The following is a 14,174-nucleotide window of genomic DNA, read 5'->3' on the forward strand; positions in this document are numbered from 1 at the left end:
CGACAGCGCCATGAGGACCCGGCAGCGGCCGAACACCAGGGGCGAATGATGTCCTTTTGATACCTTTCGCCCATGAGTGCACCCTCCCCCAGTGCTTCGCCCGAGTGGGAGTCCCCCCGGCGGAGCCTGGAGGAGCCCGGGCCCGGTGCGCCGCCGCACCGCCGCCGCGGTGTGGAACTGGCCCTGCTCTGCGGGGCGGTCCTGATCTCGGTGTACGGCTACTGCAATGTCGGCCTGGCCAGGGACGGCACCCTGCCGCCCGGCGCCGCGGGCTACGGGGCCGCCCTCGGCGCGCCGGCGCTGCTGGCGCACCTGACGGTCCGGCTGCGCGCGCCGTACGCCGACCCGCTGCTGCTGCCGATCGCGGTGCTGCTCAACGGCCTGGGCCTGGTGCTGATCCACCGCCTGGACCTGTCCACCCCTGACTCGGCCGCGCCCGCGCAGCTGGTCTGGTCGGGCGCCGGGGTCGCGCTGTTCCTCCTGGTGGTCCTCACCCTGCGGGACTACCGGGCGCTGTCGGTGTACGCGTACGTGTGCGTGGTGGCCGCGCTCGCGCTGATGATCGCGCCGATCCTCTTCCCGGCCGTGAACGGGGCGAAGCTCTGGATCCGCTTCGGCGGACTGTCCATCCAGCCCGGCGAGTTCGCCAAGGTGCTGCTCGCGGTGTTCTTCGCCGCGTACCTGGCGGACAACCGCAGCGCGCTCGCGTACACCGGCCGCCACATCTGGCGCTTCCGGCGGCTGCAGCTGCCGACGGGCCGGGTGCTCGGGCCGGTGCTGGCGGTCTGGGCGATCAGCGTGGGCGTGCTGGTGGTGGAGCGCGACCTGGGCACGTCCCTGCTGTTCTTCGGGCTGTTCGTGATCCTGCTGTACGTCGCGACCGGGCGGACCGGGTGGATGGCGATGGGGCTGCTGCTGTCGGCCGCGGGCGCGTTCCTGGTCGGCTCCCTCGAACCGCACGTGCACTCCCGGGTGCAGGACTGGCTGCACCCCTTCGCGAGCATCGAGGCCGGGCAGGGGCCGGGGCAGCTGGCCCAGTCGCTGTTCGCGTTCGCGGCCGGCGGCCTGCTGGGCACGGGCCTGGGCGAGGGGCACTCGGCCCTCATCGGCTTCGCCGCCAAGTCCGACTTCGTCCTGGCCACGGCGGGCGAGGAGCTGGGGCTGACCGGGCTGACCGCGCTGTTCCTGCTCTACGGGCTGCTCGTGGCGCGCGGTTACCGCGCGGGGCTCGCCATCCGCGACCCGTTCGGGCGGTTGCTGGCGATCGGGCTGGCCTCGATCTGGGCGCTCCAGGTCTTCGTGATCGCGGGCGGGGTCACCGACCTGATCCCGCTCACCGGCATGGCGATGCCGTTCCTGGCGCAGGGCGGTTCCTCCGTCGTCACCAACTGGGTGATGGTGGCGCTGCTGGTGCTGCTCAGCGACACCGCCCGGCGGCCCGTCCCCGGCCCGGTCACGGCGGTGCCGTGGTGATCCCGCACGCCCGCCGGGCCGCCGCCTTCTGCATGCTGCTCTTCGTCGCGCTCCTGGTGAACGCCACCCGGCTGCAGGTCTTCAGCGCCCCGTCGTACAACGAGAACCCGGCCAACCGCCGGGTGGCCGTCGCCCGCTACGAGCGGCCCCGCGGCGACATCTTCGCCGGCAACCTCGCGGTGACCGGCTCCCGCGCCACCAGCGGCCCGCTCGGTTACGAGCGCAGCTACACCGACGGCCCGCTGTACGCGCCCGTCACCGGCTTCGCCTCCCAGACGTACGGCACGACGCTGCTGGAGGCCGCCGAGGACCCCGTCCTGTCCGGCACCTCCCCGCAACTGGCCGGCCTGCCGGTGTGGAACGCCATCACCCGGCAGCCGCAGCCCGCGGGCGACGTCCGGACCACCATCGACCGGGCCGCCCAGCGGGCCGCGTACGAGGCGCTGGGCGGCAACAAGGGCGCGGTGGCCGCCCTCGACCCGGCGACGGGCCGGATCCTGGCGCTGGTGAGCACCCCCTCGTACGACCCCGGGCGGATCGCCGGGACGGGTCCGAAGGTCACCGCGGCGTGGGAGTCGCTGATCTCCGACCGCGACCAGCCGATGCTCAACCGGGCGCTGCGCCAGACGTACCCGCCGGGCTCGACGTTCAAGACGGTGACCGCGGTGGCGGCGCTGACCAGCGGCACGATCACCGACATCGAGGAACCGACCGACTCGCCCAACCCCTACCGGCTGCCGGGCTCGACCACCTCGCTGCGCAACGAGTCGGACGCCGAGGACTGCGAGGACGCGCCGCTGCTCCGGGCGTACGCCATCTCCTGCAACACCGTCTTCGGCAAGCTCGGCGACGACGTCGGCCTGACCGCGATGCGGGAGACGGCGGAGGCCTTCGGCTTCAACGACGACTCGCTCGGCATCCCCTCGCACGCCGCGGTCAGCGTCTTCGACCGCACGATGGACGACGCGCAACTGGCCCTGTCCTCCGTCGGCCAGTACGACACCCGCGCCACGCCCCTGCAGATGGCGATGGTCGCCGCGGCGGTCGCCAACGACGGCACGCTGATGTACCCGCACCTGGTGGACCGCACCACCGACAGCTCCGGGCTGCCGGTCGCGCTCACCGGCGACCGGGCCTACGGGCAGGTGATGGACGCGGTGGTGGCCCGGGACATGCAGACGATGATGACCGAGGTCGTCCGGTCGGGCACCGGCCGCAACGCGGCCATCCCGGACACCGTGGTCGGCGGCAAGACCGGCACCGCGCAGAACGGCGAGAACAACCGCGGCACCCCCTTCGCCTGGTTCATCGCCTGGGCGAAGGACTCGGCGGGCGGCCCGGCGCGGGTCGCCGTCGCGGTCGTCGTCGAGGACGCCGCGGCCGACCGCGCGGACATCAGCGGCGGCGGCAACGCGGCGCCGGTCGCCCGCGCGGTGATGGAGGCGGTGCTGCGCCGCGGCTGACGCTCACGCCCCGCCGCCGTCGCCCTGCCGTCCCAGCGCGATGGTGGAGGCGACCTCGGCGACCCGCGCGTCCTCCTCCCTGGCGAACCGCTCGGCGTCGAGCTTCTCGGCGATCTCCTCGTCCTGGGCCATCAGCAGGTCGAGATCGGAGTCGCCCATCTCCAGGACGCCCATGTCGACGTAGGCGCGCTGGAGCCGCTCCCCCCACAGGCCGATGTCCTTCACGCACGGCACGATGCGGCTGAACAGCAGTTTCCGGAAGAGCTGCAGATACTCCGACCGCTCGCTCAGCTCCTCGGCCTCCTGGCGCGGGATGCCGAAGTCCTCCAGCACCTCGGCGCCGCGCAGCCGGTCGCGCATGAGGTAGCAGCCCTCGATGACGAACTCCTCGCGCTCGCGCAGTTCGGCGTCGGACAGCTGCCGGTAGTAGTCGCGCAGCGCCATCCGCCCGAAGGCCACGTGCCGGGCCTCGTCCTGCATGACGTAGGTGAGGATCTGCCGGGGCAGCGGCTTGTCGGTGGTGTCGCGGAGCATGCCGAAGGCGGCCAGCGCCAGGCCCTCGATGAGCACCTGCATGCCGAGGTAGGGCATGTCCCAGCGCGCGTCGCGCAGGGTGTCGCCGAGCAGTGCCTGGAGCGAGTCGTTGACCGGGTAGACCATGCCGACCTTCTCCCGCAGGAAGCGCGAGTAGATCTCGGCGTGCCGGGCCTCGTCCATGGTCTGCGTCGCCGAGTAGAACTTGGCGTCCAGGTCGGGGACCGACTCCACGATGCGGGCCGCGCAGACCATCGCGCCCTGCTCGCCGTGGAGGAACTGGCTGAACTGCCAGGAGGCGTAGGCGCGGCGCAGATCGCGCTTGTTCTGCTCGGACATCCTGTCCCAGTGGGACGTGCCGTACAGGGTCAGGTTCTGGTCGGGGACGCCGAGCGGGTCGTACGGGTCGACCTCGAGGTCCCAGTCGATGCGGGTGACCGCGTCCCACTGCTTGTCCTTGCCCTTCTGGTAGAGGGCGAGCAGCCGGTCGCGCCCGTCGTCGTACTCCCAGGAGAAACGGGCCGCTCCGGAGGCCGGGATCTCCCACAGGTGGTCCTGCGACGTCATTGGCGCCTCCTCGACTCTTGACGAGCTTGCTGACACACAGTCTCATAAGAGCATGACCGCTGGCACCCCTCTTGCAACGCGAGAAAAAGTGGCGGAGCGGCTGCTCGACGCCTCCGCGAAGCACTCCTTCGACCCGGACACCGAGCTCGACTGGGACGCCCCCTTCGAGGAGGGCGCGTGGTTCTGGCCCCCCGAACTGGTCTCCCTGTACGACACCCCGCTGTGGAAGCACATGTCGCAGGAGCAGCGGATCGAGCTCAGCCGGCACGAGGCCGCCTCACTGGCCTCGATCGGCATCTGGTTCGAGATCATCCTGATGCAGCTGCTGCTGCGGCACTCCTACGACCTGGACCCCACCAGCGGCCACGTGCGCTACGCGCTGACCGAGATCGCGGACGAGTGCCGCCACTCGAAGATGTTCGCGCGGCTGGTGACCAAGCTCGGCACGCCCGTCTACCGGCCGACCCGGCTGGACCACAATCTCGGCCGGGTGCTGAAGACCGTCTCCACCACGCCCAACGCGTTCACGGGCACCCTGCTCGCCGAGGAGATCCTCGACTGGATGCAGCGCCTGACCTTCCCCGACGAGCGCGTGCAGCCGCTGACCCGCGGCGTGACCCGCATCCACGTGGTCGAGGAGGCCCGGCACATCCGCTACGCCCGCGAGGAACTGCGCCGGCAGATGGCCGGCGCGCCCCGCTGGGAACTGGCCTTCACCAGGGTCTCCTCCGCCGAGGCGGCCCGGGTCATCGCGCGGTCGCTGATCAGCCCGCAGGTGTACGCCTCGGTGGGGCTGGACCCGCGGTACGCCGCCGAGCTGGCCCGCACCAGCCCGCACCGGCGCGACGTGATGCGGCAGGCGGCGAAGAAGCTGATGGACTTCCTGGAGGAGGTCGGCATGTTCGAGGGCCGCGGGATACGCCGGATGTGGCGCACCTCGGGACTTCTCGGGTAGGACGGCGGGCGGGCCGGATACGCTGGCGGTCATGAACGGCAGTTCGACGCCGGCGCCCGCCGCCCCCGCCTACCGCCGGCTGAGCGTCGAGCAGCGCCGTGCCCAGCTGCTCGCCGCCGCCGTGGACCTCTTCGGACACCACCGCCCCGAGGACGTGTCGGTCGACGACGTGGCCGCCGCCGCCGGCGTCTCCCGCCCCCTGGTCTACCGCTACTTCCCCGGCGGGAAGCAGCAGCTGTACGAGGCCGCCATGCGCAATGCCGCCGACGAGCTGCGGGAGTGCTTCGTGGAGCCCGCGGCCGGCGAGATGACCCAGCGCCTGTCGAACGCGCTGGACCGCTACCTGTCGTACGTGGACGAGCACGACGCCGCGTACTCCGCGCTGCTGCGCGGCGGCAGCGTCGCCGAGACCAGCCGCACCGGCGCCATCGTGGACGAGGTGCGGCGCAGCGCCGCCGAGCAGATCCTCATGCACCTGGGCGCACCGCGGCCCGGGCCGCGGCTGGCGATGATGGTGCGCTCCTGGATCGCGAGCGTGGAGGCGGTGTCGCTGACCTGGCTGGACGAGGGCAAGCAGCCGCCGGCCCACGAGCTGCGGCGGTGGCTGGTGGACCATTTCACGGCGCTGCTGCTGGTCAGTTCCACCACCGACCAGGAGACCGCCGAGGTCGCGCTGGCCGCCCTGGGAAGGGAGAGCCCGGGCAGTCCCGCCGGCGACCTGGCCCGCCGGGTGGCACCGCTCGCACAGGCCGTCGCACATCTGCTCCCACCTGCCATTCCGTGAACACGGGCCCCACCGAAGGGCCTACGCTGACCCCGTGAGGCATGAGGACACGGAATTCGTCGGGGGGCCGCTGGACGGCCGCGTGCTGGGGGTGCTGACCGGCATCACCGGGCAGCCCCCGAAGGTGTACGAGGTGCCGGTGCCGCAACCGGACGGCGCGGCCCCGGTCGTGCACGTCTACCACCGCGAGCCCAGCCCGGGGACGCGCGAGCAGCGCCGTACGCGGTGGGTCTTCGTCTACGACCCCGAGGGGAACCGGCCGGAGAAGCCGCGCTGGCCCTGGTCGAAGCGCGGGGCCTGAGCGCCGCCGCCCGGCTGCGCGCGGGGGCGACCGCGCCGCGTTCCGGTCCGGACCATTGACAGGATTGGTCCAGACCTGTTTGCTGCGAGTTGTCATGCGCACATCTCCTCGCCCCCGAAGGAGCGGTCCCCATGAGATCCCTCGTCGCCGCGACGGCGACCCTCGCCCTCACCGCCGCCCTCGGCGGGCTGGTCGCCCTCGCGCCCTCCGCGCACGCGGGCGAGTTCCTGGTCAACGGCGGTTTCGAGAACGGCAGTCTGACCGGCTGGAGCTGCGACGCGGGCACCACCCAGGCGGTCACCGGCCAGGCGAAAAGCGGCAGTTGGGCACTGGCCGGCACCCCGGGCCCGTCCGGCACCGCACAGTGCAAGCAGACGGTCACCGTGGCCCCCAGCACCACGTACACCTACTCCACGCAGGTCAAGGGAAGTTACGTCTACATCGGCGTGGACGGCGGGGCCGGCACCTGGACCCCGGGCACCGGCGGGGCGTACCAGCAGCTCAGCGTGAGCTTCACGACCGGCGCGAGCCAGACGAGCGCGACCGTCTACGTCCACGGCTGGTACGCCCAGCCCACGTTCTGGGCCGACGACGCCTCGCTCACCGGCCCCGGCGGCCCGGTGACCACACCGCCGCCGACGGACACCCCGACCCCCACGCCCACCCCGACGGACACACCCCCGGGCCCCTCCTCCCACGCCCTGGTCGGCTATCTGCACTCCAGCTTCGCCAACGGCTCCGGCTATGTGCGCATGGCCGACGTCCCGGCGAGCTGGGACTACATCGACCTCGCGTTCGGCGAACCGACCACGGTCACCTCGGGCGACATCCGCTTCAACCGCTGCCCCGCCGCCGAGTGCCCGAACGTGGAGTCCGACGCGGACTTCAAGGCCGCGATCAAGGCGAAGCAGGCGCAGGGCAAGAAGGTGCTGATCTCGATCGGCGGCCAGAACGGCCAGGTGCAGCTGACGACGACCGCCGCCCGGGACGCCTTCGTCGCCTCGGTCGGCCGGATCATCGACACCTGGGGGCTGGACGGCCTCGACATCGACTTCGAGGGGCACTCGCTCTCCCTCAACGCCGGTGACACGAACTTCAAGAGCCCGACCACACCGGTCGTGGTCAACCTGATCTCCGCGCTGAAGACCCTCAAGGCCAGGTACGGCAGCGGATTCGTGCTGACGATGGCGCCCGAGACCTTCTTCGTCCAGCTCGGCTACCAGTTCTACGGTCCCGGCCCCAACGGGGCGCAGGACCCGAGGGCGGGCGCGTACCTTCCCGTCATCCACGCACTGCGCAACGACCTGACGCTGCTCCACGTCCAGGACTACAACTCCGGGCCGATCATGGGTCTGGACAACCAGTACCACCAGATGGGCGGCGCCGACTTCCATGTGGCGATGACCGACATGCTGCTCACCGGATTCCCGGTGGCGGGCAACACGGCCAATGCCTTCCCGGCGCTCGCGACCTCCCAGGTCGCCGTCGGGCTGCCCGCGACCTCCAATGCGGGCAATGGCTGGACAACCCCGGCGGATGTCGACAAAGCACTCGACTGCCTGACCAAGCGGACCGGCTGCGGTTCCTACACCCCGCACGGAACATGGCCGAATCTGCGCGGCCTGATGACGTGGTCGATCAACTGGGACAAATTCGGCAACTGGGAATTCCAGAAGAACTTCGATTCGTACTTTGGCTGACACGGAGATAACGGGTGGCTCCAATTGCCGCGGAGCCACCCGTTCCGGCCAGGTCACCCTGTCGCAGCCGACCCGGTCATGTAAGGATCTACCGTCAAGCAGCCGGTCATACAGTCGGAGGTGAAGGGATGTCAGCAGCAAGCAGGCCCAAGGAGTGGGTGCGCAGGGCACTCGTCTGCGGGACGCTGCTGGCCGCCGCGGCGCTCGGACTGCCCGCGCAGAACGCGCAGGCCGTGCCCGACGACCCGTATCCCCACGGCCCGACCCTGGTCGTCCTTCTGGAACGGCTCCAGGACCTCTACCTCAGGGCGGAGGAGGCCACGGAGACCTACGACCAGGCCGAGTCCGAACTCACCGAGAACCGCGGCAAGGCCGACCGCCTGGACCGGCAGCTCGCCGAGGAGCGCACCGCGCTGGCCGACGCCCGCGCGCTGGCCGGACAGCTCGCCCGCGAGCAGTACAAGGAGGGCGGGGTCTCCCCCTACCTCAGCCTGCTGCTGAGCGGGAACCCGCAGGACGCCTTCACCCAGGGCCACCTGCTCGACCGCGCCGCCGGCACCCAGGCCGAACTGGTCGCCCAGCTCGAGAACGGCGAGAAGCGGATCGCCGCGCTCAGCCGCGCCCAGCAGCACGCGCTGGACGGCTCGCTCCAGCTCGCGGCCCGGCAGCGCGAGGCCAAGGAGGAGATCGAGGACCAGCTCGGGCAGGTCGAGGCGATCCTCGCCGGCCTGACGGGCACTCAGCTCGCCGACCTCCAGCGACTGGAACAGCAGGGCATCAACCGGGCCCAGGAGGAGTTCCTGCGCTCGGGGCAGCTCGGCAACCTCTCGCTCGCGCCCTCCAAGATCGGCAACAGCGCGCTGAGCTTCGCCTACGCGCAGATCGGCAAGCCCTATGTCTGGGGCGCCGAGGGCCCGGAGGCGTACGACTGCTCCGGGCTCACCTCGCAGGCGTGGCTGCACGCGGGCACCCCGATCCCGCGCACCAGCCAGGAGCAGTGGAAGCAGCTGCCGCACATCCCGCTCAACCTGCTGCGCCCCGGCGACCTCGTGATCTTCTTCCCCGGCGCCACGCATGTCGCGATGTACATCGGCGACGGCATGGTCATCCAGGCGCCCCGCCCGGGCAGCGTCGTCAAGATCTCCCCGATCGCCGCGAACCCGATCCTCGGGGCGGTCCGCCCGGACCCCGACGAGCCGTCGATGCAACACTACGTCTCGCCGACCACTCCCGACTCCGCGAAGGACCGGGCCTCGGACGGCGGCTTCGCCGGCTGACGACGGCTCGCGCGCGTGCGTGAGCGACAGGACCGGTGTGACCGGTGCCACAGCGCATCGGACAGACCTGTCTGTTAGTTTTGCCGGGAAGGGCCCGCCGGGCCCCCGGCGGAAGCAGGTGACCGGCATGCCCGCCACGGCCAGGCGCCTCCCGGCGCGCGAGCGCATCCTCACCACGGCCGAGGAGCTGTTCTCGGCCCACGGGCTGCGCGGTGTGGGCGTCGACCGCATCATCGCGGAGTCGGGCGTGGCCAAGTCGACGCTGTACGTGCACTTCCCCTCCAAGGACGAACTGGCCGCCGCGTATCTGCGCCGGGTCGACGACTCCTGGCGGGGCCGGCTGCGGGCCGCGGCGCTGGCGGCCGGCGACGATCCGCGCGAGCAGCTGACCGGCCTGTTCGACGCGGTCGACGCGTCGTTCCGGCGGCACGGCTTCCACGGCTGCCCGTTCATCAACGCCGCCGCCGAGAGCGAGCCGGGGAGCCTGCCGCACGAGGTGACCGCCGAGCACAAGCGGACCGTCCGCGCATGGGTGCGCGACCTGGCCGAGGCGGCCGGGGCCGGCGACCCCGACGAACTGGCCCTCCAGCTCACGCTGCTGATCGACGGCACGCTGGCCGCGGGCAAGCTGGAACAGAACCCCGCCATGCCGGCCGCCGCCAAGGCCGCCGCCCGTGCCATCGTCGAGCGGGCCTGCCCGCCGGCCGTCTGACCCCCACCGGCCCCTCGTCCCCGCTGCGGACGAGGGTCCTTCCCGAGCCAAACAAAACAGACCTGTCTGTTCGAATGGAGAGATCATGCCTGCGAAGCCCTCGATGCGCGCGGTGGTGCTGGAACGTTTCGGCAGCCCGCTGGCGCTGGGCGAACTCCCGGTCCCGGTCGCCGGCCCCGGCGAGGTGCTGGTCCGGGTCGAGGCCAGCGGGGTGAACCCGCTGGACACCAAGATCCGCGCGGGGAAGGCCGCCCATGCCCGCAGCCGGCTGCCCGCGGTGCTGGGCCTGGACCTGGCCGGCGTGGTCGAGTCGGTCGGCCCGGAGGTCACCGGCTTCGCCCCGGGCGACGAGGTCCTCGGGCTCACCGGCGGCGTCGGGGGCCTCCAGGGCTCGCTCGCGCAGTACGCGGCCGTCGACGCCCGGCTGCTGGCCCGCAAGCCCGCCGCTCTGAGCATGCGCGAGGCCGCCGCCCTGCCGCTGGTCTTCGTCACCGCCTGGGAGGGCCTGGTGGACCGGGCGGGGGTGCGCGAGGGCCACACCGTGCTCGTGCACGGCGGCGCCGGCGGCATCGGCCATGTCGCCGTGCAGCTCGCGCGGGCCCGCGGCGCCCGCGTCTTCGCCACCGGCGCCCCGCACAGCCTGGGGACGATCGCGGAACTCGGCGCCACCCCGATCGACCGCACCACGACCCCGGTCGAGGACTACGTCGCCGAGCACACCGGTGGCGAGGGCTTCGACATCGTCTACGACACGGTGGGCGGCGAGACCCTCGACGCGTCCTTCGCCGCCGCGCGCACCTGGACCGGCCACGTGGTGAGCGCGCTGGGCTGGGGCACCCACAGCCTCGCGCCGCTGTCCTTCCGCGGCGCCACCTACTCCGGGGTCTTCACGCTGCTGCCGCTGCTCACCGGCCGGGGGCGCGAGCACCACGGCGAGATCCTGCGCGAGGCGGCGGCCCTGGCGGACGCCGGGTCCCTGCGCCCGCGGGTCGACCCCCGGCGGTTCACCCTCGCCACGGCAGCCGAGGCGCACGCCGCCGTCGAACAGGGCTCCGCCGCGGGCAGGATCGTGGTCGACGTCACCGGCTGAGCACCCGGGTCCGGCCCGGGGCCCGGCCCCGGGCCAACGGCCGGACGCCCGAGGTAATTCGGTGGCCCGTGCGGCGCCGACCCGCGAGTATGCACGCGATGCTCATACTCAAGGATCACCTCGGCCATCTTTCCTGCACCGTCACCGGCGAGGGCCCTCCCGTCGTCCTCGTGCACGCCGGCGTCGCCGACCACCGCATGTGGGACGCGATCGTGCCCGGCCTGGCGGAGCGGTACACCGTCGTCCGGTACGACCTGCGCGGCTTCGGCAAATCCGCGGTGCCGACCGGCCCGTTCAGCGAGACCGACGACCTGATCGGGCTGCTGGACCATCTCGGTCACGACCGGGTCCGGATCGTCGGCGCGTCCTGGGGCGCCCGTGTGGCCGCGGACTTCACCCTCACCCACCCGGACCGGGTCCACTCGCTCGCGCTGCTCGCCCCGCCGTGGCGGGGGTACGACTGGTCGGCGGAGATGGTCGCGTACGACGAGGCCGAGACGGCCGCCCTGGCCGCGGGCGACCTCGACGGCGCCGTCCGCGTCAACCTGGACATGTGGCTTCGCGGCCCGAACCGCGGCTGGGAGGACGTGGCCCCGGGACTGGCCGAACGACTGCGGGACCAACTGCGGATCGCGCTGACCCAGCAGGAGACTGTCTCGGAGCAGTCCCAGGGCGGCTCGGACGCCGACCTCGCCACGCTCGCCGTGCCCACGCTCGTCGGAGTCGGTGGCCTCGACGTCGCCGACTTCCGGGACATCGCCCGCCGGTACGCCGCCGAGATCCCCGGCGCGGAGTTCGTCGAGTTCCCCGCGTCGGCCCACCTCGTCGCGCTCGACGCGCCCGCCGAACTCCTCGCAGCGCTCGTCCCGTTCCTCGCCCGCTGACCGGCGCCGGCAGGCCCGGGGGACGCGGCCCGGCCCCGGGCTGAGCCGGCGTGCGGCCGCATCGCGTCGCCGAAGACGCGGGAGAAGTCGTAGAACAGGTTCCACAGGGACCCGTCGAACCAGAAAAAGGCGACCTCCTCCCCCGCGTAGGTCCGCAGGACGAGTCCGCCGCGCCACGATTCACGGCGCAGTCGCCCCACCGAGGCGCAGGGCACGATCGCCCCGGGCTTCAGCACCACCCTGATGAGGAAGAACCGCCAGCGAACAAGGGTGATCCGGCCGTGGCGATCGGGCCGGTGGCGCCTTACGCGTCCACGAGTCCGGTGCCCGGGCCGAACCGGTCGTCCAGGCCCCGTTCCCACTACCCGCCGCCCGTCATGCCCGTGAGCCTGGCGGGGGCGCCCTGATCCGTCACCCGGCGTGATCCGGTGCCGGTTCCGGTCCGTCCGGGGGCCGTTCGGGAGCGGCCCACGGACGGACCGGCGGCTGCAGGCGGTGCTCAGACTCCCGCGACCGAGGCGAGGTACGCCGCCGTCTTCTCCGGGTCGTAGAAGTACGCCTCGTAGTCGGACGGGTCGTCGAAGCCGTTCGCGAAGCGGTCGGCCACCGCGGGGAACTGGCCCGCGGCGCCGATCAGGCCGAGGACGTGCTCCGGCGGGGGGCCGAGGAGGGCGTTGGTCCACTTGGTGACCGGTTCGGCGGTGGTCCAGAAGCGGGCGAAGGCGGACTCCATCCACTCCCGGTCGAAGGGCCGGTCCGCGCGCTCGACGATCGCCGCGAGGTAGGCGGCGGCGCACTTGGAGGCGCTGTTGGAACCCTGGCCCGTGATGGGGTCGTTGGCGACCACGACGTCCGCGACACCGAGGACGAGGCCGCCCGAGGGCAGTTCGGCGACCGGGCGGCGGACGACCGGGGCGAAGCGGCCGGCCAGGGTGGCGCCGGCGTCGGTGAGTTCGACGTCGCGGGCCCGGTCGTACTCCCACGGGAGGTGACGCTTCATCAGGTCGAGCGTGATGCGCAGGTGTTCCGCGGGGTCCTTCACGCCGTCGAAGACGTCGAGCGGGCCGCCGGGCAGGCTCTCCCAGAACAGGATGTCGCAGGGGCCCGAGGTGGTCAGCGCCGGGATGACGATCAGCTCGCCGGCTCCCGGGACCATGTTGAGCCGCACCGCGTGGACGTCCGGGTGCTCCGGCCGCGGGGCGAGGCCGTGCACATAGGCGACGGCCAGCGCGCGCTGGGGGCTGCCGTACGGGGAACGGGCGGCGTCCCGGCCGAACAGCGAGACGAGTTCGCCCTTGCCGGCCGCGACCAGCACCAGGTCGTAGGCGCGGGAGAAGTAGTCCAGGTCGCCGACGGTGACCCCGTGGACGACCAGCTTGCCGCCGCGCTCGCCGAAGGTCTCCAGCCAGCCGGCCATCTTCACCCGCTGGTCGACGGACTGGGCGTACGCGTCGAGCCGGCCGAGCCAGTCGATCGGACGGGATCCGTCGGGGGCGGCCACCGAGACGCCCAGGCCCTCGATCCGCGGGCTCTGGTCCTCCCAGAAATTGAGGCCGAGGTCGCGCTCGTGGCCGAGGGCCGTGTCGAACATGCACTGGGTGGACATGACACGTCCCTCGCGTATCTCGTCCGACGTGCGGTTGGACATGACGGTCACCTCGTACCCGTGGGACTGCAGGCCCAGGGCGAGCTGGAGGCCGGACTGCCCGGCCCCCACGATCAGTATTCTGCGCAAGACGGCACGCTCTCTCGTACGGTGCTGGGGAGATGGGTGAGGTGGGACGGGATTCCGGCGGCGCCCGCGCGGGCACCTCCGGATGCCTGGGGCTGCTAGTCCGGGTGCGCGACCAGGGCCTGTTTGACCAGCGCCAGCAGCACCTGGATCACCGTGGAGCGGTCGCGCGCGTCGCAGATCAGCACGGGGATCTCGTCCGGCACGGCCAGGGCCTCACGGACGTCGATCTCGTCGTAGGCGGTCGTGCCCTCGAAGTGGTTCACCGCCACCGCGTACGGCAGGCCGCTGCTCTCGAAATAGTCCAGCGCCGGGAAGGCGTCCGCCAGCCGCCGGGTGTCGGCCAGCACGACCGCGCCGATCGCGCCGCGCACCAGGTCGTCCCACATGAACCAGAACCGCTGCTGGCCGGGCGTGCCGAACAGGTACAGCACCAGTTCCCGGTCGAGCGTGATCCGGCCGAAGTCCATCGCCACCGTGGTCGTGGTCTTGTCCGGGGTCGAGCCGAGGTCGTCGATGTCCTCGCTGGCCCGGGTCATCACCGCCTCGGTGGTGAGCGGGGTGATCTCGGAGACCGCGCCGACGAAGGTGGTCTTGCCGACGCCGAAGCCGCCCGCCACGACGATCTTGGTCGAGGTGGGCGCGCGGCTGACGTCGAGTTGCCACTCCTGAAGGCCCTCCTCCTCCGCCACCGACGTCATC

At 72.2% G+C, this 14,174-nt stretch carries 13 protein-coding genes; 10 read left to right on the forward strand and 3 right to left on the reverse strand.

Features of this window, described 5'->3' with window-relative positions; translation table 11 throughout:
• The first annotated feature begins 72 nt into the window (after window positions 1–72).
• Together ABZ883_RS18440 and ABZ883_RS18445 are read left to right on the forward strand one after the other, a co-directional pair.
• Window positions 73–1,473 carry an FtsW/RodA/SpoVE family cell cycle protein gene (locus ABZ883_RS18440; RefSeq protein ID WP_360907079.1) on the forward strand — a complete coding sequence of 467 codons (1,401 nt, stop codon included), beginning with the start codon at window positions 73–75 and terminating at the stop codon, window positions 1,471–1,473.
• Window positions 1,470–2,936 (forward strand): penicillin-binding transpeptidase domain-containing protein, encoded by a 1,467-nt coding sequence (locus ABZ883_RS18445; protein ID WP_360907411.1) that lies wholly within the window; start codon window positions 1,470–1,472, stop codon window positions 2,934–2,936. The genes ABZ883_RS18440 and ABZ883_RS18445 overlap by 4 nt, the downstream gene beginning before the upstream one ends.
• Before the next feature lie 3 nt (window positions 2,937–2,939).
• On the opposite strand, the gene ABZ883_RS18450 is transcribed toward ABZ883_RS18445, so the two are convergent.
• Window positions 2,940–4,037, reverse strand: a complete 1,098-nt coding sequence (locus tag ABZ883_RS18450; RefSeq protein WP_360907081.1) for a ferritin-like domain-containing protein — start codon at window positions 4,035–4,037, stop codon at window positions 2,940–2,942.
• 52 nt (window positions 4,038–4,089) lie between these two features.
• Between ABZ883_RS18450 and ABZ883_RS18455 the strand changes: the two genes are divergently transcribed.
• The 8 genes from ABZ883_RS18455 to ABZ883_RS18490 all read left to right on the forward strand — a co-directional run bounded on the left by ABZ883_RS18455 (window position 4,090) and on the right by ABZ883_RS18490 (window position 11,740).
• The gene (locus tag ABZ883_RS18455) at window positions 4,090–4,992 is read left to right on the forward strand and encodes a diiron oxygenase (RefSeq protein ID WP_360907083.1); all 903 of its coding nucleotides are present in this window, start codon (window positions 4,090–4,092) and stop codon (window positions 4,990–4,992) included.
• Between the two features lie 31 nt (window positions 4,993–5,023).
• Entirely contained in the window at window positions 5,024–5,776 is a 753-nt protein-coding gene (locus ABZ883_RS18460) for a TetR/AcrR family transcriptional regulator (protein WP_360907085.1), read from the forward strand.
• Window positions 5,777–5,810: 34 nt separating this feature from the next.
• Window positions 5,811–6,077 (forward strand): hypothetical protein, encoded by a 267-nt coding sequence (locus ABZ883_RS18465; RefSeq protein ID WP_360907087.1) that lies wholly within the window; start codon window positions 5,811–5,813, stop codon window positions 6,075–6,077.
• 131 nt (window positions 6,078–6,208) lie between these two features.
• A complete protein-coding gene (locus ABZ883_RS18470; RefSeq protein WP_360907089.1) occupies window positions 6,209–7,777 on the forward strand; it encodes a glycosyl hydrolase family 18 protein in 1,569 nt (522 codons plus the stop codon).
• 128 nt (window positions 7,778–7,905) lie between these two features.
• Window positions 7,906–9,054, forward strand: a complete 1,149-nt coding sequence (locus ABZ883_RS18475) for an NlpC/P60 family protein (protein ID WP_360907091.1) — start codon at window positions 7,906–7,908, stop codon at window positions 9,052–9,054.
• A 127-nt stretch (window positions 9,055–9,181) separates the two neighbouring features.
• Window positions 9,182–9,766 carry a TetR/AcrR family transcriptional regulator gene (locus ABZ883_RS18480; RefSeq protein ID WP_360907093.1) on the forward strand — a complete coding sequence of 195 codons (585 nt, stop codon included), beginning with the start codon at window positions 9,182–9,184 and terminating at the stop codon, window positions 9,764–9,766.
• Between the two features lie 85 nt (window positions 9,767–9,851).
• The gene (locus tag ABZ883_RS18485; protein ID WP_360907095.1) at window positions 9,852–10,856 is read left to right on the forward strand and encodes a zinc-dependent alcohol dehydrogenase family protein; all 1,005 of its coding nucleotides are present in this window, start codon (window positions 9,852–9,854) and stop codon (window positions 10,854–10,856) included.
• A gap of 98 nt (window positions 10,857–10,954) precedes the next feature.
• On the forward strand, window positions 10,955–11,740 hold the full coding sequence (locus ABZ883_RS18490; protein WP_360907097.1) for an alpha/beta fold hydrolase: 786 nt from the start codon (window positions 10,955–10,957) through the stop codon (window positions 11,738–11,740).
• Window positions 11,741–12,239: 499 nt separating this feature from the next.
• Here the strand turns inward: ABZ883_RS18490 and ABZ883_RS18495 are convergent, their stop codons facing one another.
• Both ABZ883_RS18495 and ABZ883_RS18500 read right to left on the reverse strand, forming a co-directional pair.
• The gene (locus tag ABZ883_RS18495; RefSeq protein WP_360907099.1) at window positions 12,240–13,475 is read right to left on the reverse strand and encodes a styrene monooxygenase/indole monooxygenase family protein; all 1,236 of its coding nucleotides are present in this window, start codon (window positions 13,473–13,475) and stop codon (window positions 12,240–12,242) included.
• Window positions 13,476–13,570: 95 nt separating this feature from the next.
• A complete protein-coding gene (locus tag ABZ883_RS18500; RefSeq protein ID WP_360907101.1) occupies window positions 13,571–14,173 on the reverse strand; it encodes an ATP/GTP-binding protein in 603 nt (200 codons plus the stop codon).
• Window position 14,174 lies beyond the last annotated feature (1 nt).

Source organism: Streptomyces sp. NPDC046977 (assembly GCF_040644455.1).
Taxonomy (GTDB): Bacteria; Actinomycetota; Actinomycetes; order Streptomycetales; family Streptomycetaceae; genus Actinacidiphila.